This is a genomic window from Pseudomonas sp. St29 (assembly GCF_001547915.1).
Lineage (GTDB): Bacteria > Pseudomonadota > Gammaproteobacteria > Pseudomonadales > Pseudomonadaceae > Aquipseudomonas.
This window is the reverse complement of the sequence record NZ_AP014628.1, coordinates 3,783,511-3,808,665: the sequence shown is the minus strand read 5'-3', so window position 1 is coordinate 3,808,665 and position 25,155 is coordinate 3,783,511. Positions and strand designations below refer to the sequence as shown.

Below are 25,155 nucleotides of genomic sequence, written 5' to 3'. Positions count from 1 at the left end.
CAATGTCTCCATGCGCCTTGCTCGAAACCCGGCACGCCAGCACCCAGGCGGTCGACCTGGACCAACGCCTGAGGTTCTGGGAGGACTACAACGCCACCACCCTGGTGGGACTCAAGTGCAATTCCTACGCCGAGAGCGGATTTCGCGCGCGCCAGGACAACCTGCAACTGAGCGCCATGCGCCTGGCCTGCATCGTCGGCAACCAGCATGTGGTGGAGCGCGACAGCTCGATGATCCGCGGCGTGCCCAAGGAATCGATCTTCGTCTCGCTGGTCAGCGGCAGCGGCTCGTTCTTCTACCAGGATGGCGCCTGCCAGGTCCTGGAACCCGGCGAGCTGGTGGTCTATCGCACCGACAAGCCCTACCTGTTCGGCTTCTCCGGGGCGATGCGCCAGTTCATCTTCGACATCCCCCAGGTGCAGTTCGCCGAGCGCTGCCTGAAACGCTTCGACCGGCCCCTCAAGATCGGCGTGCAGACCGGCGTCCAGCGCCTGCTGTTGCGCACCCTGGGCGAACGCACCCGGGAGTTCTTCCAGCAGCCGCTGTGCGGCGAGGCCGAGGCCTACCAGGAACAGGCTTTCGAACTGCTGGCCAGCCTGATTGCCGGGCAGGCGGGCGAGCGGCCGATCAACGCCCTGAGCGGGGCCTATCTGCTGGCGGCCAAGCAGTGCATCCAGGAACAACTGGCCGACCCGTCCCTGAGCTGCGAGCGGGTGGCGGCCCAGACCGGCATCTCTCCCCGGCACCTGGCCCGGCTGTTTGCCCTGGAGGGCACGGTGCCCAGTCGCTTCATCCTGGAAAAACGCCTGCATCTGGCCCGCCAACTGCTGGGCAGCCCCCAGGGCGCGGGCCTGGATATCAGCGAGATTGCCTATCGCCATGGTTTTGCCAGCCAGGCGCACTTTGCCCGGGCGTTCAAGGCCCGCTATCAGCTGACCCCCACTGAGGCCCGGGCCCGGGAGTCGTCCTAGCCGACTTGCTGCCCACGCGGCTTCAGTCCGCCGGTTCCGTCGGCGGCGTGCTCCCGCCGGCCCCGTACCGGGATGGCGCAGCCTGTTCGGAGTCGCGACGCAGTGCATCCAGGCCGCAGCGCTGCAACAGATCGTCCAGCGGTTCCTTGGCGGTATCGAGCACGGCGGCTTGCCCCGGGCCAGGGGGAGGCTCGCGCCATTGGGCCGCGTGCTGCAACAGGCGGGCGCGGGCCCGCTGCCAGAAGTCGATCTCGTCGAGGTAGTGCTTGGTCTTGCGGTCCATGGACATCTCCTTTGTCTCAGCGGATAGGCAAGCCCCCGATCAGTGGCAAATCCTGGCAACCGGGGAGGGTGGGCAAGCAGACGGACAGGCCCCGGCGCGCGACACACCCGTCCCGAAGGCAGGGGCGCGTTGCTGCGGCACGCAAGGGTTGTTCTTTAGGGGAACGGCGAGGAATCGGACCTGCGGGTCAGGTGGTTGAGGAGAGAATAGAAAACCTTTGGCCTTTGTCGGGGTGAGTGTGCCGGGTCAGCGCCCGCGGCGGCAGGCAGAGAAGCGCCGGCCGGGCATCGGCCCCGGGGCGCCGCTCAATGGGCTTTGCTGGCAACCCTTGGCCTGGGGCGCAAGGTGGCTGGGAGGGGGGGTAAGGCAGGCGGTGGCTGATGCCCGGCGTCTTGCCGCTGGACATCAGCCCCGGTAGGGAGCGGGGCGGATCAGCGAGTGGCGGCCGCTATGGCCGCGGCCTGGTGGTCCAGCAGCTGGCGCTGAAAGGCCGCGAAGTCCGGTTTGGGCTGCTGCTGGCGCACGAATTCCAGCATCGGGTCCTGGACCGCGGTACGGATGCCCGATAGCGCCTCCAGGGTCGCCAGCCCGCAAAAAGGCACGTAGGCCTCGGAGTAGCCGCCTTCGTGCACCAGCACCAGGCGCCCATGGCACAGGCGCTCGGCGGCGTCGCGCAGGCACTGGGTCATCTCGCGGAACGAATCGCTGTGCAGCAGCATCCGCGCCAGCGGGTCCACGGCGTTGGCGTCGTAGCCGCAGGCGACGATGATCAGCTCGGGTTCGAAGCGCTCCAGGGCCGGCACCACGATCTGCCGCATGGCGTACAGGTAGGCGTCATGGCCGCCACCGGGCAGCAGCGGAACGTTGATGTTGCAGCCCAGGCCGGCGCCGCGTCCGCGTTCGTGTTCACCGCCATAACCCGGTGGAAAGCAGCCATCCTGGTGCAGGGACAGGGTCAGTACGTCGGCCCGTTCCTCGAAGATCGACTGGGTGCCGTTGCCGTGGTGCACGTCCCAGTCGATGACCGCCACCTTGCCCAGGCCGTGGCGGGCTTTGGCGGCTTCGATGGCGATGGCGATGTTGGCCAGAAAGCAGAACCCCATGGCCTGGTCGGCTTTGCAGTGGTGTCCCGGTGGCCGCGACAGGGCATAGGCATTGTCGGCTGCGCCGCTGAGCACGGCGTCGACCGCGGCCAGGGCCAGACCGGCAGACAGCTTGGCGATTTCATAGCTGCCCGGACCCACCGGTGCTTCATCCCCCAACTGGCCGCCGCCGGCATCGCTCAGGGCCTTGAAGCGTTGCAGGTAGTCGGCAGGGTGGACCCGCAGCAGGTCCGCCTCGCTGGCAGGTGGGGCGCTGTGCACCTGCAATTGTCGGGTCAGGCCGCAGACGTCCATCAGGCTTTTCAGGCGACGCTTGGTTTCCGGGGATTCGGCGTGTCCGGCGGCGGACGGCGGTTGCACCCAGCCGCCCACCGGCAGGGTCAGCACATGGGGGCCGCCGCTGTGCCACAGGCAGAGTTCATCGAAGAAGAACGCGGTTTTGCAGGTCATGGTGATGTCCATTTTTCAGGGGAAAGGGGCAGCGCAGCCCGGCTGCCGACCGGGGCGCTTGGCGGGTGGCTAGCGAGGAGGGCGGCAACCGAGCACCAGGGCCAGGGATGCCAGGGTGATCAGTGCGCCGCCCAGCAACAGTCCCTGGAAACCGCCGCTGCTTTCGATCAGGCGCCCGGCCAGGGACGGGCCTATGGCCAGACCGGCGCTGATCACCAGGTTGGAGGCATTCATCAGCCGGCCGCTGCGGTCCATCTCGGCCATGCGCGCCAGGATCAGCGGCAGGATGAAGGTCCAGGTGAACTTGAACACCAGCGCCGCCAGGGCGAAACGCGCCAGCTGCGGCTGGTCCAGAAGCAGCAGCACCGAGCCTGCCATCAGGCCGTAGCCCAGCAGGAGCAGGGCGCTGCGCGGCAGGCGGTCGCCGAACAGGGTGGCGCACAGCGCCCCGACGATGCCCATCAGGGTGGCGATGGCCAGGATGTCGCCGCTGGTCTGGGCCGAGAGGCCGGACTGGCTGCCGATGGCGCCGATGAAGGTCCAGACCCCGCTGAGGCTGATGTAGAAGGTGAGGATGCCGAGAATCCCCAGGCCCGCCTTGAATCGGGAGATCGCCGGTGCCGGCGGCGCGTCGGCGCCAGGGCGCGCTGCTCCCGATGGAAAGCAGCGGACCAGGGGCAGGCACAGGGTCATCAGCAGCGCCAGGATCAGGTAGCAGGCGCCCAGGCCGAAGCGTTGGAAGAGCATGGGCAGCAGGCTCAGGCCGATGGCCCCCAGCACCAGCTGGCCCATTACCCAGAAGCCGTAGGCACGGCTGGGCGTGGGGCTGGCGGCGGCGCTGGCCAGGCAGATGATCATCAGCGAGCCGCCGGCCAGGGCGCTGCACAAGCGCGCCATCAGCAACAGTGAATAGTCGTGGGCCAGCATCGACAGCAGGTTGGCGACGATGAACAGCAGGGCGCTGCACAACGCCGCCCGGCGCCAGTCGATGTGTTTCAGCCACCAGATGGCCGGCAGCGTGGCCAGGCTCATGGCCCCCAGCTCGGCGGAAAACAGGTCGCCGATCCGGGTCGGACTCAGTTGCCATTGGCTGGCCAGTTGCGCGGCAATGGCCGGGGCCGTCAACAGCACCGCGGGGGTGATGGCGGCGAACAGCACGATGGCCGCCAGCAGGCCCAGAGGCGGGTGGCTGAGGTGTGAGGTGACGCTCAAGGTGGGGTTCCGGGTGGTCATGGACAGGCTCCGCAGGCAAGGGGTTCAGAACACGTGGACCAGGCGCAGCAAGGCATCGGTGCCGGCAAAGCCGTTCTCGGTGGCGACGTTTTGCGAGAGGCTGAACAGCAGCTGGTTCTGCTTGTCCAGCCAGTGCCCGAGCTCGAAGCCGACCTGGGTGTAGCGCTTGTGGGTGTCGTCGATGCGCCGGTCGTTGATCCGCAGTTCGCCGCCGTCGGCGTGGATCAGGCGCAGGGCGCCGTAGGTGGCGGGGGTGAAGTCGTAGGAGGCGAAGGCCTGCAGGCGATAGAGCGGGTCCTGCTTGAGGTCGCTGCCGAAATAGTCGTTGTTGCTGCCATAGAGCTGGGCTTCGAGGTTGGCTTCCAGCACCCATTTTTCCCCCAGGCCCTGGGTGTAGTTGTAGACAAAGGTCGCGCCCCAGCGGTTGGCCCCGGGTGACACGTCCGGGTTGCGCCCGTGGTACTCGCCCAGGGGCAGCGTGACCAGGGTCAGCAGGCCGCTGTAGGTGCGGGTTTGCGGCTGGTTGATGAAGAACAGCGTGCCGCCGACCTGGGGATCGCCGAAGCCGCTTTCGCCGCTGCGGCGCTCCGCGCCGGGCAGGCGGGCGCTGATGTCGGCGAAGGGCACGATGAATTGTGGGGTGCACAGGGTGCCGCACAGGTCGCTGAAGAACACCTGGCGGTAGGCCATGGCGTTGATCCGCAGATCGGCCTTGCCGCTGCTGTCGGCCGGGCCGTGGAAATCGCCGGCGCGGGTGGCGGGTAGGTACAGCACGCCGAGGCTGGTGCCCGGGGGGGCGGCGAAGAAGTCGCGGGCGTTGAGGTCCGCGGCGTTGAGCGACAGGCTGGCCAGGGAGCCAGCCAGGGCCAGGGCGATACGGGTCGGAATCCTTGTCATGGGCGGTGCGTCTCTTGTCGGTGTTGTTATTCGGCGAATGGCTCGCCGGCACGCGGCAGTGGGGCAAAAAACAGGCAAAGGCTGCCCGTGGCCGTCAAACACGACGGCGCCAGTCAGTGCGGATCAGCGGTCTGGATCAGTCGGGCGGGGCGTGGAGCAACTGGGCGATGCGAGCTTTGTCCTTGACTCCGAGCTTGCTGTAGATGGCGCGGATGTGATGGCGCACGGTGTTGGGCGACATGCCCAGGTCCCGGGCCACTTCCTTGTAGGTCTTGCCGTCGCCGAAGCATTGGGCGACGGCGTTTTCCCGGGGGCTGAGCTTGGGCAGCAGGGCGCGGCTGCGGGCCGCCAGCAGGTAAAGGTCGCCCACGGCCGAGCAGTCGATCTGCAGGCGCTTGCCCTCGAAGCCGTTGCTGTCCAAAGCCATGGGCAGTTGCGGACCGTTCCACCGCGGCCATTCATTGAGCAGCAGGTCGACAAACCCCCGTTCGGCGCACTGCAGCACGCCGCGCTGGTCGCACACCGCCAGGGCCAGGTTGCGCGGGCGACTGAGCCTTTCGCGCATCGCCACCAGGGTGCGGATCTGATTGGCCGACACCGCCGCCACCAGGTGCAGCATCAGGTTGTTCAGCAGCTGGCAGTCGTCCTGGTTGAAGCGCGTCGCGCCCGGGGCGCGGTACAGGGCCAGGTGGTTGTTCAGCTGGGTATGGGGGTCGATGTGCACCACGCACAGCAGTTCGCCGATGTGGTACTGGCGACCCAGCCAGTTGAGGCCGGCGCCGTTGTCCGGGTCGGCCATGTCGACGATCACCGCCCGGCCCGGCACTTCGTGCACCCGGCGCACGGTGACATCGGTGTGGCGGATCGATTGCCAGTCCGGCAGGTAGCTCGGCGGCAGGCGGTGCAGGTAGCAGCTGTGCTCATCCGGCAGGCCGTCCACCAGGGCGGCGCGCCCCCACCAGGCGCTGTCGAAGGGCAAGAGTCTGCCGATGCGCGCCAGGGCATGGGAGTGAAGGCTTTCGATGTCCTTGTTCTGCGCCAGTTGCTGCAAGTCCAGGGTCAGCTCGCTGAAGGCCTGCAACAGGCTGGCCGGAGCGTGATCGGGTCGGTTCATGGGGCTGTACCTCTGTGCGACGTTGTTATTGTTTTCGTCACGGAAGTGGTTGAGGACCGTACGCCTGGGGGACGTGGGCAGGGCCTGGGACGAGTATCGATGGCTGGGGCGGCGGCCGCCATCCTACAGATGCAGGAGGTGGCCCATGGCCCAGTGGCGTTGTTCGCTTATGCTTGGGCGGGTCGATCCGTGATCAGCATTGGGAGTGAGTTCGATGCCCAGGCAGCCCTTGCCCGTTTCGCACTGCGTCAGCGGGTTTGATGCCCTCAGGCTGCGGCCCTGGGGCGCGCGCTTGTACGGCTTCAGCGAGACGCTGCCGGGCACCGTGCAACGGCTTGAGATCGCGCAGCCTCAGGTCAAGCTGGTGCTCGGGCTGGCGTCCCCCTACGGGCTCGCCGCCAATGGGCGCGAGCAGCGTTGCCAGGCGTTCGTGGTCAGCCGCCCGGCCGCTCCGCTGATCGTCGAGCAGAGCGGTGTGCATTCATGCATCGAGGTGGAGCTGCCGCCCTGGGCCGCGTACCGCCTGTTTCAGGGCGATGGCCAAGTGCTCGCCAGCCCTTGGCTGGATTTGCCGGAACTGTGGGGCCCGTCGGTCGGCTTGTTGGTCGAGGCCCTGGAAGAAACCCCTTGCTGGACGAGTCGATTGCAGCGAGTCGAAACCTTTCTTGTCGAGCGTTTGCGCAACTCGCACCGCGAGGTGCCCGAGAGGCTGCGCCGGGCCTGGGAGCAACTGCAGCGAAGCGCTGGCGGCACCTCGATCCGTGATCTGAGCCAGCAGGCCGGCTGCAGCGGCCGGCACTTCGCCAGTCGCTTCAAGGCCCATCTGGGACAAGGGCCCAAGGCCTGCGCCCGGCACCTTCGTTTTGCCCGCGCCCAGCAGTTGCTGGAAGCGCGCCCGGTGCTGGAGCTGGTGCAGGTGGCGGTGCTGTGCGGCTACAGCGACCAGAGCCACTTCACCCGGGAGTTCCAGGCCTTCGCCGGCTGTTCCCCGGGCGCCTATGCCCGGGGCGGCTGGGCCGATATTCCCGGCAAACCGGCATCCTTGCTCGAAGGCCGGGAGAATTGAGTGGCCCGGTCAGTTTTGTTCAAGACCCACGAAGCCGTTGCGGCGGACAGTGACGGCTCTGTCTCTTGAACGTGGAGGATGTATGTCCGGTAGCCTTTCTCATGTGGAAATAGGTGTGGTCGATGGCCCGCAGTCACGGGTGTTTTTCCAGGGGCTGTTCGGTTGGTCGCCGCAACCGATGGGAGCCACGCAGGACGCCTGGTTGCAGGCGCCCTCGGTGCGGGTCGGGGTGCACGGCGACGATCCGCAGTCGCGCATGGTCCTGTACTTCCGGGTCAGCGACATGACGGATAGCGTCGCCCGGGTTCTGGCCCTGGGGGGCCGCGCGGGGGACATCAGCCCCCCTGAGCCGGGCTTCGGGCGGTTCTGCCTGTGTCACGACCCCCAAGGCGTGTGCTTCGGCCTGCACCAGCCGGATTGCCCTGGGTCCTAGCCGCTGCAGCGGGGCGATCAGGCGGCCGGGCAGGGGTGCTGCAGGCGGTGGAAGCAGCGGCTGAAGTACACCAGCGAATCGCCCTGTTCGCGCACGCTGATTTCATCCAGCTCCACCAGCATCACCGAATGGGTGCCGATTTCCTGGACCTCGGTGATGCGCCCCTGGAGGCTGGCCAGGGCGCCATCCAGCACCGGCAGGGCCTGCAGGCCGTCGCGCCAGGGATGCAGGCCGAAGCGCTGGTCCATGGCCACCCCGGTCATGCCGGCAAAATGCCGGGCCACGTCTTCGTGTTCGCCGCTAAGGACGTTGACGCACAGCTGGCCGTTGCCCTTGAACACCGGGTTCAGGGCACTGGTGCGGTTGACGCAGACCATCAGGGTCGGCGGGCTGTCGGTGACCGAGCAGACCGCGGTGGCGGTGATGCCGCAGCGGCCGGCGGGGCCGTTGCTGGTGATGACGTTGACCGCTGCGGTCATGTGCGCCATGGCGTTGCGAAAGGCGAGTTGCTTGGGATCGAGTACAGACATGACGAATTCCTCGTGGGCGCAGGGCGGCCGGACGTCTGGCTGCCAACGCGGGGCTGACGGCGGGCTCAAGCTGTAGGAGCCGGCTTGCCGGCGAAGCGGACCTGGGGCTTGTGGTGCTCTGGCGGGCGCCTTCGCTGGCGAGCCAGCTCCTACGACAACAGGTGGACATTGGCCTTTTCTGTAGGAGCCGGCTTGCCGGCGAAGAGGGCGCCGAGCCTTGTGGTGCTCTGGCGGGCGCTTTCGCTGGCGAGCCAGCTCCTACGACAACAGGTGGACATTGGCCTTTTCGGTAGGAGCCGGCTTGCCGGCGAAGAGGGCGCTGAGCCTTGTGGTGCTCTGGCGGGCGCTTTCGCTGGCAAGCCAGCTCCTACACACGCCGGCTTCGCGGCTATTGGCGGATGCGGTCGAGCATGTTGATGTCGTCGGGGTTGCTCAGGTGCGGCACGGTCCAGCCGTCGAGGTCGTAGTCCCCCAGGCACTTGTCCACCAGGTCGGTCATGGCCTTCATCGAACCGCTGGCCTGGGCGTGGCGCAGGCACTGCATGCGGATCTCGTCCTGGCTGCCGGCGTAGTTGATCTCGTACAGCTCGTGGCGCCCGCCGAACTCGGTGCCGATGGCGTCCCAGAGCAGTTTGAGGATCTTGATCCGCTCTTCGTGGCCCATGCCGCCGGAACCCCGGCAGTAGGTGCCGAGGTACTGGTTGAGCAGCGGGTCCTTGAGGTCGCGGGAGCCGGAGGGCAGGTAGATCAGGCCGCTGGCCACCACCTGCTCGATGATCTTCTTGATGTCGGTGTAGGCCTGGGGCGCCAGTACCCGGTAGGCCTGCAGGGCCTGGGTGCTGGGCAGGTAGACGCCGTTCATCCATTCGCTGGCGTTGCCGTGCATGGCGTCGGTCAGCGACCAGAACAGGTTGCGCCAGGCCACCACTTCGCCCACTTGCGCCTGGACCCCGCGAAACTCCAGGGAGCCGGTGCATTGCAGGGCCTTGACCAGCAGCCCGGTGATGAAGTCCAGCTTGACCGCCAGCCGGGTGCAGCCCTGCATGGGGAACAACCGCCCGAAACCGCCTTGCGGGAACCACTGGCGGCAGCGCTCGAAGTCGCGGTAGATCAGCACGTTTTCCCAGGGGATGAACACCTTGTCCATGATCAGGATCGCATCGTTCTCGTCGAAGCGGCTGGACAGCGGGTAGTCGAAGGGCGAACCGGTCATGCCCGCCTGGAGTTCGTAGGATGGGCGGCAGATCAGCTTCATGCCGCGGGTGTTCATCGGGGCGATGAACATCAGGGCGAAGTCGGTGTTGTCCCCCAGCAGCTGGGCCGAGCCCTGGCCGACGAAGTTGTAGTGGGTCAGGGCCGAGTTGGTGGCCACCACCTTGGCGCCGCTGACGATGATCCCGCCGTCGACTTCCTCGTCCACCGAGATGAACACGTCCTTGACCTGATCCACCGGTTTGTCACGGTCGATGGGCGGGTTGACGATGGCGTGGTTGAGGTAGAGGCAGGCTTCCTGGATGCGCTTGTACCAGGTGCGGGCGTTGTCCGCGAATCGCCCGTAGAACTCCGGGTTGGCCCCCAGGGCGCTGCCGAAGGCGGCCTTGTAGTCGGGGCTGCGGCCCATCCAGCCGTAGGTCAGGCGCGACCAGTCGGCGATGGCGTCGCGCTGCTGGCGCAGTTCGTCGGGGCTTTTCGCCGAGCGGAAAAATTTATGGGTGTAGCCGCCGTTGCCGGTGTCGGTGTCCCAGCACAGTTGCTCCCGGGTGGCCGGGTCGTGCAGGGCGTCGTACAGGCGGGCCATGGAGGCCGCCGAATTGCGGAAGGCCGGGTGGGTGGTGACGTCCTTGACCCGGTCGCCATAGATGTAGATTTCACGGTCGTCGCGCAGGCTGGCCAGGTATTCGGCACCGGTCAGCGGGCGGTCGGTTGCGGCACGAAAGTCTTCAGGTTTCATATCCAGTCTCTGCGTTGTTTTTATGGACTGGGCCCATGATGGGCAGGCGCCGGCGCTGAAAAAATGGCTTTTCCGGCGAATGACTTGCACTTTCCATGGCGCCGGGGGCAGCAGGTGGTCGGCGCCGGATACTGGCACTTTGCCGCTTTATCGATTCACTTCGAATCGCGTTGTATCAGGCCTGAAACACTTGTCATATTCAGAAATATTTTTGCGAATCAGCCATATAAAAGCTCAAGTTCGGCCGATATCTCCTATAGGCCCACGAGCCTTGGTTCCGTGGTGTCCCTCGTCGGTGCAGCCCCTGATGCGCCTGACGGTCAATGGCATGGATGCCCGCCGCCCCGTTCTCCTTCGAGAGTCGCCCTATGTCTCTGCGTAACCTGAATATCGCCCCTCGTGCTTTTCTCGGTTTTGCCTTCATTGCCCTGCTGGTCGTGGTGCTGGGGGTGTTTGCAGTCAATCGCATGTCGATCATCCGCGAAGCGTCGATCGACATGGAAAGCAACCAGCTGCCCAGCGTCGGCTTTCTCGGCAACCTTACGGAGAACGTGCTGCGCCTGCGGATTCTCTCGTTCCGGGTGCTGGTCAACCGCGACCCGGCGGGGCTGGCCGAAGCCCAGACGCGCATCGGTGTGCTGGTGGACAAGGTCCGGCAGGCCCAGTCCGGTTATGCGGCGCTGCCCATGGTTGGGGAGGAGGCGGACCTCTACAAGGCCTTCGCCCTGACCCTGGAGAACTACCTGCAGGCGCAGAAGGAAATGATCGAACTGTCGCGCCAGGACAAGCTGGATGAGCTGCGCAACCTGATCAACACCCGGATCAAGGACGGCACCGACCAGATGGGCGAGCAGCTGAACAAGCTCATCGCAATCAACGCCGCCGGAGCCAGGAGCGCCTCCCAGGCCGCCGGCGAGCACTACAGCGGGGCCATTACCGGGATCGTCATCGTCGCGGTGATCGCCGCCGTGCTGACCATCGTCCTGGCGCTGTTGCTGACCCGCAGCATCGTCACTCCCCTGAACAAGGCGCTGAACGCCGCCGAGGTCATCGCCGGTGGCAACCTGCGGCAGGTCATCGAGGTCGACGGCAAGGACGAACCGGCGCGACTGCTGCGCGCCTTGTCCGAGATGCAGGCCAGCCTGCGCCGGACCATCGAACAGATCGCCGGTTCGGCAACCCAGCTGGCCTCGGCCTCGGAAGAGCTCAGCGCGGTTACCGAAGAAGCCTCCCGCGGGGTGCAGCAGCAGAACACCGAGATCGAACAAGCGGCCACCGCGGTCAACGAAATGACCGCGGCGGTGGAGGAGGTGGCGCGCAACGCGGTGTCCACTTCCGAGGCCTCCCAGCAATCGACCCAGGCTGCCCGCGATGGCCGCGACCGGGTGGTGCAGACCGTCGAGGCGATCCAGACCATGGCCCAGGACGTGCAGAGCACTTCGCTGATGATCGAAGGGCTGGCGGCCCAGGGACGGGACATCGGCAAGGTGCTGGACGTGATCCGCGCCATCGCCGAGCAGACCAACCTGCTGGCGCTCAACGCCGCCATCGAGGCGGCCCGGGCCGGCGAGGCCGGGCGCGGCTTTGCCGTGGTGGCCGACGAGGTGCGGGCCCTGGCCCATCGCACCGCCCAGTCGACCCAGGAAATCGAGAAGATGGTGGCCGGCATCCAGAACGGCACCGGCGAAGCCGTGGAGTCCATGCAGCAGAGTAACCAGCGCACCCAGAGCACCCTGCAACTGGCCCGTGCCGCCGGCGAGTCTCTGGAGCAGATCGCCCAGTCCATCCATCAGATCAACGAGCGCAACCTGGTGATCGCCAGCGCCTCGGAAGAGCAGGCCCAGGTGTCCCGTGAAGTGGACCGCAATCTGGTCAACATCCGTGACCTGGCCACCCAGTCGGCGGCCGGCGCCGACCAGACCAGCGCCGCCAGCCACGAGCTGTCGCGCCTGGCGGTGGACCTCAACACCATGGTCGGGCGATTCGTGATCTAGGGGCACGAACGGTGGGTCCGGGCGCTCGACGAGCGGCCCGGCAGCACCTAGGGTTTTGCCTGAGGCATCTTTCATGGAGAAAACGATGCGCTACTCAGCCCTGACCCAACGGATCGCCGGTGAAGGTTCCGCGGCCTGGAACATCCATTACCGGGCCCTGGCTTTGCGCGAGCAGGGTAGGGACGTGTTGCTGCTGACCATCGGCGACCCGGACTTCGACACCCCCAGGCCCGTGGTCCAGGCGGCGATCGACAGCCTGCTGGCCGGGGACACTCACTATTCGGACGTGCGCGGCAATCTGGCGCTGCGCAGCTGCATTGCCCGGCATCACCATCGGCGTAGCGGGCAGATCGTCGACGCCGAACACGTGGTGGTACTGCCCGGGGCGCAATGCGCGGTGTTCTCCGTGGCCCAGTGCCTGCTCAATCCCGGGGACGAGGTGCTGGTGGCCGAGCCCATGTACGTCACCTACGAAGGCGTGTTCGGTGCCTGCGCAGCCCGCATCGTGCCGGTGCCGGTGCGCGCCGAGCAGGGGTTTCGCGTCGATCCGCGGGAAGTGGCGGCGCGGATCACCCCGCGTACCCGGGCCATGCTGCTCAACAGTCCCAACAACCCCTCGGGCGCCAGCCTGTCCCTGGACGACTGGCAAGCCCTGGCGCGGCTGTGCCTTGCCCACGATCTGTGGCTGATTTCCGATGAGGTCTATTGTGACCTGCTGTACGAGGGCCAGCACTTCAGTCCGGGCAGCCTGCCACGCATGGGCGAGCGCACCGCCACCATCAACAGCCTGTCCAAGTCCCACGCCATGAGCGGTTGGCGGGTGGGCTGGGTGATTGCTCCGCCGACCCTGGCCGGGCACCTGAGCAACCTGTCCCTGTGCATGCTCTATGGCCTGCCGGATTTTGTGCAGAACGCCGCGGTGGTGGCCCTGGACCGCGACCTGCCGGAGGTGGCGCAGATGCGCGAAGAGTACCGGCGACGCCGGGACCTGGTGTGTTCGCTGCTGAGCCAGTGCCCGGGCCTGGCGCCGATCCGCCCGGACGGCGGCATGTTCGTCATGGTGGACGTGCGCAGCACCGGGCTGGACGCCCAATCCTTCGCCGACTGCCTGCTGGAGGGCCATGGCGTCTCGGTGCTGGCCGGCGAAGCCTTCGGCCCCAGCGCCGCGGGGCACATCCGCATCGGCCTGGTGCTGGACTGCGAGCGCCTGGCCGAAGCCTGCCGGCGCATTGCCCGCTGCACCGGCGAACTCCTCGAACGCCGTCCCCCCACCCGCCACCCCTAGGCGCCAGACGTACCGCGTCGTCTCTTGTAGGAGCCGGCTTGCCGGCGAAGCGGCCATCAGGTCTTGCATTGCCCTGGTGAGCGCCTTCGCTGGCAAGCCAGCTCCTACGGTCGCCCTGGCACTGCACGATATTTTCGTAGGAGCCGGCTTGCCGGCGAAGCGACCATCAGGTCTTGCATTGCCCTGGTGAGCGCCTTCGCTGGCAAGCCAGCTCCTAAGGTCGCCCTGGCACTGCACGATATTTTCGTAGGAGCCGGCTTGCCGGCGAAGCGGCCATCAGGTCTTGCATTGCCCTGGTGAGCGCCTTCGCTGGCAAGCCAGCTCCTAAGGTCGCCCTGGCACTGCACGATATTTTCGTAGGAGCCGGCTTGCCGGCGAAGCGGCCACCAGGTCTTGCATCGCCCTGGCGAGCGCCTTCGCCAGCAAGCGAGCTCCTACGGTCGCGAGGGGCGTGGTGGGGGCAATTCCTTAACCGGTCTGTCGTGTCCCGAGGCTCCACGCGGCGCTATTGACCAGGTTGGGCGGGCGCTGGCCGGACAGGGCCGCCAGCAGGTTGTCCACGGCGCAGCGGGCCATGGCTTCGCGGGTTTCGTGGGTGGCCGAGCCCATGTGCGGAGTGGCCACCACGTTGGGCAGTTGCAGCAGCGGTGAGTCCGGGTCCAGCGGTTCGCGCTCGAACACGTCCAGCCCGGCGCCGCGGATCCGCCGGGCCTGCAAGGCTTCGATCAGCGCCGCTTCGTCCACCACCTTGCCCCGGGAAATATTGATGAAGATGCTCTCCGGGCGCATCAGCGCCAGTTCGCGGCGGCCAATCAGCCCCTGGGTCTTTTCGGTCAAGGGCAGGGTCAGGCAGATGAAGTCGGCCTCTTGCAGCAGTTGCTCCAGGCTCCGGTAGCGGGCATTGAAGCGTTGTTCCACCGCCGGCTTGGGGCGGTTGCTGTGGTAGATCAGCGGCATGCCGAAGCCGAAATGCCCGCGCTGAGCCAACGCCTCGCCAATGCGGCCCATGCCGATGATGCCCAGGGTCTTGCCGTGCACGTCGCTGCCGAAATGCGGCGGACCGATGTTGCGCTGCCATTGCCCGGCGCGCACCAGGTTGGCCAGTTCCACCACCCGCCGGGCGGTGGCCAGGATCAGCGCGAAGCCGGTGTCGGCGGTGGTTTCGGTGAGCACGTCCGGGGTGTTGCTGAGCAGGATCCCACGTTGGGTCAGGTAGTCGATGTCGTAGTTGTCGACCCCCACCGAGACACTGGCCACCGCCTGCAGGCGCGGTGCCAGGTCCAGCAGTTCGGCGTCCAGGCGCAGGCTCGCGCCCAGCAGTCCGTCGGCGCTGGGCAGGGCCTGGCGCAGGGCCTTGAGGCCGTTGGGGCCCAGGTCCTCGATCAGGGTGACCTCGGTCTGCTCCTGCAGGCGCGCCATCAGCGACGGCGAGAGTTTCTTGTACAGCACCAGGTGTTTTTTCATGACGGTTCTCTGTGGCAGTTCAGGAGTGGGCCAGGCGGCGCGGCAGGGGCAGGCCCTTGGCCCGAGGCGCTCCGGCGCCGGGCGTCAGCAGCAGGGTCAGCAGCACCGAGAGCAGCAGCGCGCCGCTCATCAGCAGGTAGGAGGCACCGGGGGAGCCGGTGGCGCTGTTCAGGTAGCCCACCAGGTAGGAGCCGCCGAAGGAGCCCAGGGCCCCCATGCTGTTGATCAGGGCCATGGCGCCGCCGGCCACGTTGGCCGGGAGAATCTCCGGAACGATGGCGAAGAACGGCCCATAGGGCGCGTACATGCAGGCTCCGGCGATCACCAGCAGGCCGTAGGACCACCAGAAGTGCTCGGCACCCAGCAGGTAGGAGGCGTAGAAGGCGATGGCGGCCACCAGCAGTGGCGGCCAGACGAAGCGCTTGCGCTTCTGGGTCCGGTCCGAACCCCAGGACACCGCAAGCATGGCGATCACCGCCGCCAGGTAGGGCAGGGCCGAGAGCCAGCCGGCTTCGACCATGTCCATTTGCGCGCCGTGCTTGAGGATCGACGGCAGCCACAGGACGAAACCGTAGACCCCGATGCTCCAGCAGAAAAACTGCAGGGCGAGGATGATCACCTTGGGCGAGCGGAAGGCTTCGGCGTAATTCTTCACTGCCTTGATGCCTTGCTGTTCGGCGGCCAGGGCGCTTTCCAGGTCCTGCTTCTCCTGGGGGCTGAGCCACTGGGCCTGGCTGGGCCGGTCATCGGCCAGGCGCCACCAGATAAAGGCCCAGAGCACCGCCGGCAAGCCTTCGACGATGAACATCCAGCGCCAGCTGAAATGCTCCACCAGATAGCCCGAGACCACCGACATCCAGAGCATGGTCACCGGGTTGCCGAGGATCAGGAAGGTATTGGCCCGGGAACGTTCGGCCCGGGTGAACCAGTGGCACAGGTACACCAGCATCGCCGGCATCACCGCCGCTTCCACCACCCCGAGCATGAAGCGGATGGCGATCAGCATGTAGGCGTTGGACACGATCCCGGTGAGGGTGGCCAGGCCGCCCCAGAGGATCAGGCTGACGAAGATCAGCTTCTTCACGCTGCGTTTTTGCGCGTAGATCGCCCCCGGCACCTGGAAGAAGAAATAGCCGAGGAAGAACAGCGCCCCCAGGAGCGAGGACAGCCCCGGGGTGATCTGCAGGTCGTTGGCCATCCCGGAGGCGGCGGCGAAGCCATAGTTGGCGCGGTCCAGGTAGGCCAGGCTGTAGGTGATGAAGACAATCGGCATGATGTACCACCAGCGGCGGGCGGCGAGTTTGAGGCTGTCCATGAAAGTTCTCCTGAGCTTGTTGTTTTTGTCGCAACAGGTGGTTCTGGTTTTTTGTTCGCATGCGCACTGCTGGTGTGCAGGAGCCGGCTTGCCGGCGAAAGGGCCCTCGAGCCTTGCATCGCCCTGGCGGGCCCCTTCGCTGGCAAGCCAGCTCCTATAGGGCGCAGGCGGTTTTCAGGGGCGCTGCCTGGTCCGGCAGTTCGTGGCGTCGGGGCAGGCCTTCCATGTCGCCCCGGCTCTGTATCGCGCGGCTGCCGACCCAGTTGGCGCGCTGCACCGCTTCGATCACGCTGCGGCTTTCCAGCAGGGCGCTGATCAGGCCCACGGCGAAGGCATCGCCGGCGCCGACGGTGTCCACCACCTGGGGCACCGGCACGCCGTCGACGAAGCCGGCGTCCAGGTGGGTGCGGTAGTAGGCGCCATGGGCGCCGAGCTTGATCACCACGGCTTCGGCGCCCTGGTCCAGGTAGAACGCGGCAATGTCCGCCGGGTCGTCACGGCCGGTGAGCAGGCGACCCTCGCCGAGGCCCGGCAGCACCCAGTGGGCAAGGGCCGCGAGGCGGTTGATCTCACGGATCATCAGCGTTTCGCTGGCCCACAGGCCGGGACGCAGATTGGGATCGAACGACACGCTGCGGCCGCTGGCGCGCTGGGTCTGCATCAGGTGGCCGGACAGCTCCCGGGCCGAGTCCGAGAGGGCCGGGGGAATGCCGGTGGCGTGCAGGTGACGGGCCTGGAGCAGGGCCGGGGCCAGGTCGTCGAGGCTCAGGTGGCTGGCCGCCGAGCCGCGGCGGAAGTACTCGACCCGCGGGTCGTCGCCGGTGTCTTCCCGGGACTTGAGCTGAAAGCCGGTAGGGTGCAGCGGGTCGCGGCGCACGAAGCGGCAGTCCAGGCCCTCGGCCTGCAAGGTGTCGAGCACGAAGCGTCCCAGGGAGTCGTTGCCGACCCGGCTCAGCCAGGCCACCTTGAAGCCCAGGCGCGACAGGCCGATGGCCACGTTGCTGTCGGCCCCGGCGATGCGCTTGTGAAAGTGCTCGACCCGGGCCAGGTCGCCGCTGTGCTCGGCGACGAACATCGCCATGGTTTCACCGAAGGACAGGATATCGATCTCAGACATGGGCAGGCTCCAGTCGCGACTGACCGAGGCCGGCCAGCAGGTTCACCTGCAGGGCGCTGACCTGCAGCAGGTCGGCGCCTTGCAGCGGGTATTCCACGGCCCGGGTAATACCTTGGGTCATGTGCCGCAGCAGGTGTTCCCACTGCTGCAGGTCCGGGGCGTCCGGCGCTACGGCCACCCGCTTGCCATCGGTTCGCAGGCGCACGGCCTTGCAGTGCACATAGGCCACGTGGCGGCCCAGCAGGCGCGCGGCGTCGAGCGCCGACTGCGCTTGCCATTGCCAGTTGCCGATATCGAAGGTCATGCGCAGCGGCAGGTTCAGCGCCTCCACGGCGCTGAAAAAGCGCTGGAAGGGTTCGATGCGGCCACCGTGCCCGGTCTGGTCGTTCTCCACCAACAGCCGCACCGGCTGATCCGCCAGCAGGCTGGCGAGGCTGCGCAGGTCGTGATGCTCGCTGAAGTGACCGAGGGACACCTTGAGGTCGCGGGCACCGAACGCCCGGGCCCGCTGCAAGGCGGCGGCGAGTTCGAGGTTGGGCGCGCGGCGCTCGGCCTGCCACAGCTCCAGGGGTGAGGAAAACACGCTTTCCAGGCCATGTTGCTCGGCGCCTTGGGCCAGCTGCGCGGGGTTTTCGTCGCTCAGCAGCTCTTCGCGCCATTCAATGCAGGACGCGCCGGCGGCGGCCACCAGGGGGATGAAATGCGCCTGACCGTGCTCGCGCACAAGGTCCGCGCCGTAGCTGGACAGACTGATGGAAACGGGGGATCGCTGCATGTTCCTGACCTCTGAAACCGGTTTCATTTTTGTTCGAAAAAAGCCTTGTGGCGCGTGCCGTCACCGTTACAACACGGTGGAGCCGCGCACGATCAATTGCGTCGGAAAATCCATCACCCGCGGCGCGGCATCGTCGCCCCGCAGACGCTTGAGCAGGCAGTCGAAGGCGCTGGCGCCGATGGCGGCGGTGGGCTGGGCCAGGGCGGTGATGCCGCTGCCCACCAGGGGGTACCAGTCCAGGTCGTCGAGGGCGATCAGGCCGATGCCCTCGAACAGCGGGCACTGCAGTTCGCGCAGGGCGCGGGTCGCCGCCAGGGTCGCCACGCCGTTGGCGCAGAACAGCGCCTTGGGCCCGGGACCGGGCGTGTCGAGAAAGTCCTTCAGGTGGCGGGCCAGGGCCTCGCCGGTCTCCAGCGACTGGCCGCGCAAGGCCGGGCGTCGGGCGATCTCGGCCTGGAACGCGGCGCTGCGTTCGAGCCGTGAGCTGGTGCCGTCATGGGGTTCGCTGACCAGCAGCAGGTCGCGGTAGCCCTGGTGTTCCAGGTGCTCGATGGCGCTGTGCACCGCCGCCGGATTGTCCAGGCCCACCAGATCGGCGTGCAGGGGGTCGAGCTTGCGGTCCACCAGCACCAGGGGCATTTCCTGCTGCAATTCCAGCAACTGCTCCAGGTGGTGGCCCAGGGTGTTCACGATCAGGCCTTCGATGTTGTAGGCCCGCAGGTTGGCCAGGTGCCGGGCTTCCTGTTCGTCGTCACGGTCGGTGTTGCACACCACCAGGCTGTAGCCGTGCTGGCGGCAGGCGGTTTCCACGCCGTGCATCACGGCAATCGAATAGGGGTTGCGGATATCCGCCACCAGCATGCCGATCAGCCGCGTGCGCCCGCGCTTGAGGCCGCGGGCCATCTGGTTCGGGCGGTAGCCCAGGTCGTTGATGGCTTGCTCGATGCGCAAGGCGGTGGCGGTGGACAGCAGGGCGCGGTCGTCGCCGATGAAGCGCGACACGCTGGCCTTGGAGACCCCGGCATGACGGGCGACATCGAGCATGGTGACGCGATTGCGCTGGGCGGCGGAAAACGGATTCACGGGCGCGGACCTTATTCTTGGAATTATCGGTTTGCAGTCTTTCCGGAGATCAGGCTGAAACCGGTTTCAGGAAACCGCAAAAAGCCGTTCGCCGTCAAGGGTGCCAAGACAGGAAATACCCCGTGCGGCCGTGGATGGCTGACCAACGGTCGCCCTCAGGGACGCTCCAGGTGCTGCTGCAGGTAGCGCAACAGGGCGCTGTAGAGCGCGTCGACTTTGGCGGCCAGGCCCCTGGCGCGCAGGCAACCGTGCACCAGCCCGAGGCCGGGGTACAGCTGGCTGGCGACCCCGGCCCCGAGCAGGTGCCGGTGATAGCATTCGCCGTCGTCGCGCAGCGGGTCGAACTGCGCCAGGGCGATGAAGGCCGGCGGCAGGCCGCTGAACTGCTCCGCCAGCAGCGGCCGGGCATAGGCCGAGCGCTGTGGCCGGCCGGGCAGGTACAGGGCCTGGAAACAGTCCAGGTCGCTGCTGCTGAGCAGCGGGGCATCGGCGTACTGGCTGCGCGAGGGCAGGTCGGCCGCGCCACCCAGTCCGGGGTAGACCAGCACCTGGGCGGCGGGCAAGGGTTCGGCGGCGTCGCGCAGGGCCAGGCACAGGGCCGCGGCCAGATTGCCCCCGGCGCTGTCGCCCATCACCAGCCGTCGCCGGCTGTCCAGGGGCAGCGGGCTCAGGCCCTGCTCCAGGGCGCGCCAGACCCCCAGGCAATCGTCGAAAGCCGCCGGGAACGGATGTTCCGGAGCCCGTCGGTAGTCCACGGCGATCACCAGTATGTCCAGTTCGTCGGCCAGTGCGGCGCAGATGAAATCGTGGGAGTCCAGGCTGCCCAGCACCCAGCCGCCGCCGTGCAGGTACAGCAGCCAGGGCCAGCCGGACGCGGGGGCCGGGCGGTCCGGGTGATAGGCCCGCAGCGGCACCTTTGCCAGTTGCAGGTCATGCACGGCCAGCCCGGGGGGACGGGGTGGGGTGAAGTCCCGGCACATGCGTTCATAGCTGTCGCGCAGGCCTTTGAGGCTGTTGTCCGCGCTGGTGTAGCTCAGGGTGCGCCGGACGAAGTCCGTCAGCTCGGCGGAAAGCGGGTAATGGCTCATGGATAGCCTCGCTGGGGGTGGGCGCCGGCTTGCTGGCGAAGAGCTGCGTGAGGCGGCCTTCGCCGGCAAGCCGGCTGCTGCGACAGGCGGTTACAGGTGGGCTTTGACCGCCGCCACACCATCGCCGCCGTCGAAGGTGCTCACCCCCGTCAGCCAGCGCTGCAGGTCTTCGGGATGCTCGCGCAGCCACTGTCGGGCCACGTCCTGGGGCGTCTTGCGCTGCATGATCGGCACCATCAGCTGGCTTTCCTGGGCCACGCTGAAGCTCAGGTTCTGCAGCAGCCGATACACGTTGGGGCAACGCTCGGCGTAGTTCGGCGCGGTGACCGTGGACACCGTGGCCGCCCCCTCGTTGGGGCCGTACACGTCCTCGCTGCCGGTGAGGTAGGTGATGGCCATGTTGATGTTCATCGGGTGCGGGGTCCAGCCGACGAACACCACGAATTCCTTGCGATTGATCGCCCGCTGCACCGCCGCCAGCATCCCGGCCTCGCCGGATTCGATCAGCTTGAAGCCCTTGAGGCCGAAATGGTCGGTGTCGATCATGGTCTTGATCGTGGTGTTGGCGCCGCTGCCGGGCTCGATGCCGTAGATCTTGCCCCCCAGCTGGTCCTTGAAGCGGGCAATGTCGGCGAAGGTTTTCAGCCCCGCCTGGGCCACGTAATCCGGCACCGCCAGGGTCGCCTGGGCGTCCGTGAGGCTGGGCCGGTCCATGACCTTGACCTGCCCGGCCTCGAGGAAGGGCGCGATGTTCTGGTCCATGGCGGGCTTCCAGTAGCCGAGGAAGATGTCCAGGCGCTGGTCGCGAATGCCGGCGAAGATGATCTGCTGCACGGCGCTGGTCTGCTTGCTGTCGTAGCCCAGCCCGGTGAGCAGGACATCGGCCACGGCACTGGTGGCGATCACATCGGTCCAGTTGACCACTCCCATGCGCACGGTCTTGCAGGACGCGGGCTCGGCGGCCCAGGTGGAGGCACTCAGCAGTGCGCTGGCGCAGAGGACCAGGAAACAACGCTTGAACGGTGTTTTCATCAGAGGATCTCTTCCGGCAGGTGGCTTGTTGTTCTGAGCGGCGTCTTGTCGCGCCGTGCTGGCCACCTTACGTGGCCCCGATGGCCCGGGAAACGCTCTGTAGCGACCGGCTTTTGCACTGTGACGACTGCCCGGGCGCACTTCACGCCCACAGGCTTGTCCAGGTCGCGATCAGCAACAGCCCTGGCGGTGCGCCAGGGCTGGGGTCTTGACGTGCGGTGCAGCCTCGACCGGGCTGATGTGGAGTACCGCGAGACAGGGCAGGAGCCGTTATCAGAACTGATAGGTAAAGGCGGTTTGAATACCGGTCGTGTCATTGCCGCCCGGCTCCTGTGTCCAGAACACACCGGCATGCACGGCGCTGTTCTCGTTCAAGGCATAGCTTGCCCCGGTGCCCGCGGCAAAACGGGTGTCGTGCTGTTTATCGGCCTGGTAGGTATAGCGACCCAGGTAGTCCATGCGCGCTTGAAAGGCGTCCTGGTCTTTGTCCAGGTCCTGGATCAGGCCCAGGCTGGCATTGAGCTCCAGCTGTTTTGTCAGGCGTTTGGCAGTTCGTACGCCGGCGTTCAGGCGGGTCACCGAGCGCTGCATTTTTGCGTAGCTGGCCGCCATGACGGCGCCGCTGTGCTCGCTATAGCCCTGGCGGCTGACTTGAGTCTGGCTGAGGCCGATGTAAGGCGTCACGGTCAGGCTATCGAGCCGCAGGCCATAGCCACCCTCGATGCTGAAGGCCTTGCCACGCAGGCTCGAGCGCCCTTGACCGGCGTCGGTACAAGCCAGTTGCTCACGGCGGATATCGACCTTGGAAGACAGATAGGCCGCAGCCAGACGCCCCTGCCAACCCAGGCCCTGGCCCGATTCGTCCATGGCAACGAACATCGCCACTGCCGGGGCGTTGGACCCTGCCTTGGTGTAGTTGTCCGGCAACTGTTGATCGAGGTTCTGGTCCAGGGTGATGCCCACACGCAGATGGTCGCTGGGACGGGCGCCCAGGGTCAGACTCGTGGAGGTCTGGCGAGTCTCGCGGTTTCTGCTGTAGCTGGGGCCAACCCCAATACAGAACGAGCCGCTGTCGATCTGGCACTCCTGGCTCATCAACCGGTCCAGTTGCGCACTGCGCAGGTCCAGGACTCCCCATGCCCGATTGGCGCTTTTGGCCATCGCGCTCCGGGTATTGTCCAGATCAAGCAGGTGAGTGCCGGTTTCCGTGATCTTCCACAGCGCGGCGTGTAGGTCACCACTCGCCGTGAGGCTCAGGCCGACGGCAATATTGCCGTCGGCGGACACGGCAGTCGCTGCCGAATGTTGGCCGCCTAACGTGCCCAGATCGATCATGCCGTCGGCATCGGTGTGTCTGAAGGCGTGGCTATCGCCCTCTGCGGTAATGGCAAAACCGACGACAACGCGGCCGTCGGCGGATGCCGCGCTAGCACTGGAGTCGCCCCCCCAGGAGCCGAGCTCGACCATGCCGTTGGCGTCAGTGTGTTTGAACGCTTGAGTACCGCCGGTGATAGTTTCCGAACTGCCCACGACCACCTGGCCGTCGGCGGATATTCCCAGAGCCTGGGAAGATGTTCCGCCGAGGGTGCCCAGGTCGGTCATGCCGTTGGCATCGGTGTACTTGAACGCGTGTTGTACGTTCGAATCCGTATCGATGTCCGACTGCCCCACGACGACGCTACCGTCGCCGGACACCGCAGTTGCAAGGGAGTCGCCACTGTTGTCTGCCTTCAAGGTCCCCAGATCGATCATGCCGGTCGCCTCCGTGTGCTTGAAGGCACGAGTCCTCCCTTGGAGATTTAAGGAGTCGCCAACCACCACGGCGCCGTCAGCGGATACGCCATTGGCGCTGGATGATGCGCCGCCCAGTGTGCCTAGATCGATCATGCCGGTCGCATCGGAGTGCTTGAAGGCATGAGCCGAGGCCGGGGTAGCCGCTTTTCCCACGACCACACTGCCATCGGCGGATATGGCATGGGCATAGGCATGGTTCCCACCCAGGGTCCCCAGATCGACCATGCCAGTCGCATCGCTGTATTTGAATGCGCGATCTTGGCCTGTGGGTAATGTTTTGTTTACCGCGATTAGACGACCGTCGGCAGAGACGCCGAAGGCCATAGAGTACTCGTTACTCAAAGAACCTAAATCAATGCTGTCGATTGCAGTGATCGCATGGGACTGTACTGAATAAGTGACGCTGTATAGCAGGGTAATAGCTGTTATTACGGATGGGTATTTCAACGTTGTAACCTTTTGGCGAAGCAGAAAACACAACAGTCTGTGGAAGTTACAGGCTGCTTTGGGGGTGGCTGTTTGCTGTTGGGCCCATGGATTGGGTGCGCGGGCGCTCTATTGCAAGTGCTTTCGTCATTTGGACATGGCGAGGTCGGCAAACTTCAGGTTCGGGGAAAAGGGGGGGATTAGTTGAAAGCGAGGGACTAACGTTAAGACGTTAGTTGGCTAAATCCAGGGCTGTAAAAGGCGGCTATTTTATTTTTAGTAAGAGGGTGGGTCTTTAAGATGATTCTTAAATTGCTCTTGAAGTGTTGGGGCGATTTGTTTGGAAGGTCGATCAGCACAACTGAATTTAGTTGCTTTGTATTGGCGGTCGTTCGAATGAGATCAACTAGGCTTACCCAGCCTGACACTCGCTATATGGCACCCCGGACGAAGCCGTCGCGATTCTCACGGACGATCCCGCGAAGCTGCCAGGACTGGGCTCAAGCCGTCTCGTACCGGTTCAGCTGAACAGCCCGGCGGCAATGTTGATGGAAAAACCGAGGATCGCGGTGTTGAACAGAAAGCCGATCAAGGACTGGGCGAGGACGATCTTGCGCAGCTCGCGGGTGGCGACACCGACGTCCGAGGTTTGCACCGCCACGCCGATGGTGAAGGAGAAGTACAGGAAGTCCCAGTAGTCCGGGTCGATCGGGCCTTCGGCAAAGCGCAGCGCCGGTTCCTGGCCGTCCCAGGTGTAGTACAGGCGCGCGTAGTGCAGGCTGAAGATCACCCCGACCAGCAGCCAGGAACCGATCACCGTCAACCCGGTAAAGGCGTAGTGGACCAGCCGCCGGGTGCTGTCCAGGTCCTTGCTGCCGACCAGTTCCAGGGTGATCGCCACCAGGCTGGCGATAGCGGCGATGCACACGATGAGCAACACCAGCCCGGCGTTTTCGTCCTCGGCTTCGGCGATGCGCTTCACCTGGTCGGCGCGAGCGCGCAGGGTCAGCCAGAACATCAGCAGCAGGTAAGTCCAGACGGCGGCGTTCCAGCCGATGAGGATCTTGCTGGTGAGGGTCGCGGCGGGGGCGAAGAGGCCGACGGCGCAGCCGATCAGTACGCCGATGGTCAAGCGAGGGTGGGTGCGGATTACGACGGACATAGGGGCTCGTGGCGTTGGGGCTGAAGGAGGGGAACATTAGCATGTGGGGCGGTGGGGGTTATGTTTTGGGCGTGTGCTGGGAGGGGGCATATCCGTTGCTGCGGGTGTGGCGGCTGGCGGTTTCGCCTTTACGGCGAGTTTGAGGGGGTACATATCCGTTGCTGTGGGTGTGGCCACTTACGGTTTTGCCCTTACGGCGAGTGGGACGGTGTACATATCCGTTGCTGCGGGTGCGGCCACTTAGGGTTTCGCCCTTACGGCGACTTACTTTTTTCAAACGCCAAAAAAGTAAGCAAAAACGCTTGCCCCTCCATACGGCCCCTCGCTGGGGCTCGGGGTTCCCTCTCTCCGGCATTGCTCCGGGGGCCCGCCGCCAACCGGCCATCCATGGCCGGGTGGCGGCTAGCTCGGCATCCCTGCCGAGCTGCCCCCTACGCAACGCCTGCGCTCGGCCTGCTGGGAAGGGGCCTGAAGATCAAAAGCCAAAGCCAAGGTGCGCAGGCTGGTTCCTTGTAGCCGCTGCCGAAGGCTGCGAACGAGCGCTCGCGCTCGCAAAACCAGGCGGCGCGATAGGTCAGGAATATCGGGG

At 66.1% G+C, this 25,155-nt stretch carries 21 protein-coding genes and 1 pseudogene; 6 read left to right on the top strand and 16 right to left on the bottom strand.

Going from position 1 to position 25,155, the window contains the following annotated elements:
* Positions 1–2 precede the first annotated feature (2 nt).
* Positions 3–971: a helix-turn-helix domain-containing protein gene (locus tag PST29_RS16895; protein ID WP_060839572.1), complete on the top strand. Its 969-nt coding sequence runs from the start codon at positions 3–5 to the stop codon at positions 969–971.
* A 22-nt stretch (positions 972–993) separates the two neighbouring features.
* On the opposite strand, the gene PST29_RS16890 is transcribed toward PST29_RS16895, so the two are convergent.
* From PST29_RS16890 to PST29_RS16870, 5 genes are all read right to left on the bottom strand, one after another.
* Entirely contained in the window at positions 994–1,260 is a 267-nt protein-coding gene (locus PST29_RS16890; protein ID WP_129405601.1) for a hypothetical protein, read from the bottom strand.
* A 425-nt stretch (positions 1,261–1,685) separates the two neighbouring features.
* On the bottom strand, positions 1,686–2,807 hold the full coding sequence (locus PST29_RS16885) for a class II histone deacetylase (RefSeq protein WP_173664412.1): 1,122 nt from the start codon (positions 2,805–2,807) through the stop codon (positions 1,686–1,688).
* Between the two features lie 69 nt (positions 2,808–2,876).
* Positions 2,877–4,040, bottom strand: coding sequence for an MFS transporter (locus tag PST29_RS16880; protein ID WP_060843777.1), 1,164 nt, complete (start codon positions 4,038–4,040; stop codon positions 2,877–2,879).
* Positions 4,041–4,064: 24 nt separating this feature from the next.
* Positions 4,065–4,937: a transporter gene (locus tag PST29_RS16875; protein WP_060843776.1), complete on the bottom strand. Its 873-nt coding sequence runs from the start codon at positions 4,935–4,937 to the stop codon at positions 4,065–4,067.
* A 136-nt stretch (positions 4,938–5,073) separates the two neighbouring features.
* Positions 5,074–6,051, bottom strand: coding sequence for a helix-turn-helix transcriptional regulator (locus PST29_RS16870; protein ID WP_060839567.1), 978 nt, complete (start codon positions 6,049–6,051; stop codon positions 5,074–5,076).
* A gap of 214 nt (positions 6,052–6,265) precedes the next feature.
* On the opposite strand from PST29_RS16870, the gene PST29_RS16865 reads away from it, so the two are divergent.
* Positions 6,266–7,117, top strand: coding sequence for a helix-turn-helix transcriptional regulator (locus tag PST29_RS16865; protein WP_082729257.1), 852 nt, complete (start codon positions 6,266–6,268; stop codon positions 7,115–7,117).
* An 82-nt stretch (positions 7,118–7,199) separates the two neighbouring features.
* The gene (locus tag PST29_RS16860) at positions 7,200–7,550 is read left to right on the top strand and encodes a VOC family protein (protein WP_060839565.1); all 351 of its coding nucleotides are present in this window, start codon (positions 7,200–7,202) and stop codon (positions 7,548–7,550) included.
* Positions 7,551–7,567: 17 nt separating this feature from the next.
* Here the strand turns inward: PST29_RS16860 and hpaC are convergent, their stop codons facing one another.
* Entirely contained in the window at positions 7,568–8,080 is a 513-nt protein-coding gene (gene hpaC, locus PST29_RS16855; RefSeq protein ID WP_060839564.1) for a 4-hydroxyphenylacetate 3-monooxygenase, reductase component, read from the bottom strand.
* Positions 8,081–8,468: 388 nt separating this feature from the next.
* Complete coding sequence (gene hpaB, locus PST29_RS16850; protein WP_060843774.1) at positions 8,469–10,031, bottom strand: 4-hydroxyphenylacetate 3-monooxygenase, oxygenase component; 1,563 nt, start codon at positions 10,029–10,031, stop codon at positions 8,469–8,471.
* A 323-nt stretch (positions 10,032–10,354) separates the two neighbouring features.
* Between hpaB and PST29_RS32795 the strand changes: the two are divergent.
* The 3 genes and pseudogenes from PST29_RS32795 to PST29_RS16840 form a co-directional block, all read left to right on the top strand.
* Positions 10,355–11,119 (top strand): annotated as a pseudogene (locus PST29_RS32795) (MCP four helix bundle domain-containing protein); the annotation flags it as partial.
* A gap of 42 nt (positions 11,120–11,161) precedes the next feature.
* Positions 11,162–12,025 carry a methyl-accepting chemotaxis protein gene (locus PST29_RS32790; protein WP_375136267.1) on the top strand — a complete coding sequence of 288 codons (864 nt, stop codon included), beginning with the start codon at positions 11,162–11,164 and terminating at the stop codon, positions 12,023–12,025.
* Between the two features lie 85 nt (positions 12,026–12,110).
* Positions 12,111–13,310: a pyridoxal phosphate-dependent aminotransferase gene (locus PST29_RS16840; RefSeq protein WP_060843773.1), complete on the top strand. Its 1,200-nt coding sequence runs from the start codon at positions 12,111–12,113 to the stop codon at positions 13,308–13,310.
* A gap of 468 nt (positions 13,311–13,778) precedes the next feature.
* Here the strand turns inward: PST29_RS16840 and PST29_RS16835 are convergent, their stop codons facing one another.
* The 9 genes from PST29_RS16835 to PST29_RS16795 all read right to left on the bottom strand — a co-directional run bounded on the left by PST29_RS16835 (position 13,779) and on the right by PST29_RS16795 (position 24,566).
* Complete coding sequence (locus PST29_RS16835; protein ID WP_060843772.1) at positions 13,779–14,774, bottom strand: 2-hydroxyacid dehydrogenase; 996 nt, start codon at positions 14,772–14,774, stop codon at positions 13,779–13,781.
* Between the two features lie 19 nt (positions 14,775–14,793).
* A complete protein-coding gene (locus tag PST29_RS16830; RefSeq protein ID WP_060843771.1) occupies positions 14,794–16,089 on the bottom strand; it encodes an MFS transporter in 1,296 nt (431 codons plus the stop codon).
* Positions 16,090–16,243: 154 nt separating this feature from the next.
* Positions 16,244–17,206, bottom strand: a complete 963-nt coding sequence (locus tag PST29_RS16825; RefSeq protein ID WP_060843770.1) for a sugar kinase — start codon at positions 17,204–17,206, stop codon at positions 16,244–16,246.
* Positions 17,199–17,981, bottom strand: a complete 783-nt coding sequence (locus tag PST29_RS16820) for a sugar phosphate isomerase/epimerase family protein (RefSeq protein ID WP_060843769.1) — start codon at positions 17,979–17,981, stop codon at positions 17,199–17,201. Before PST29_RS16820 ends, PST29_RS16825 begins: the two co-directional genes overlap by 8 nt.
* Positions 17,982–18,047: 66 nt before the next feature.
* On the bottom strand, positions 18,048–19,064 hold the full coding sequence (locus tag PST29_RS16815) for a LacI family DNA-binding transcriptional regulator (RefSeq protein WP_060843768.1): 1,017 nt from the start codon (positions 19,062–19,064) through the stop codon (positions 18,048–18,050).
* Between the two features lie 155 nt (positions 19,065–19,219).
* On the bottom strand, positions 19,220–20,152 hold the full coding sequence (locus PST29_RS16810; protein ID WP_060843767.1) for an alpha/beta hydrolase: 933 nt from the start codon (positions 20,150–20,152) through the stop codon (positions 19,220–19,222).
* A gap of 90 nt (positions 20,153–20,242) precedes the next feature.
* On the bottom strand, positions 20,243–21,184 hold the full coding sequence (locus PST29_RS16805) for a choline ABC transporter substrate-binding protein (RefSeq protein WP_060843766.1): 942 nt from the start codon (positions 21,182–21,184) through the stop codon (positions 20,243–20,245).
* Between the two features lie 273 nt (positions 21,185–21,457).
* Complete coding sequence (locus PST29_RS16800; protein WP_082729256.1) at positions 21,458–23,302, bottom strand: autotransporter outer membrane beta-barrel domain-containing protein; 1,845 nt, start codon at positions 23,300–23,302, stop codon at positions 21,458–21,460.
* Between the two features lie 622 nt (positions 23,303–23,924).
* Positions 23,925–24,566: a DUF1345 domain-containing protein gene (locus PST29_RS16795; protein WP_060839553.1), complete on the bottom strand. Its 642-nt coding sequence runs from the start codon at positions 24,564–24,566 to the stop codon at positions 23,925–23,927.
* Positions 24,567–25,155 lie beyond the last annotated feature (589 nt).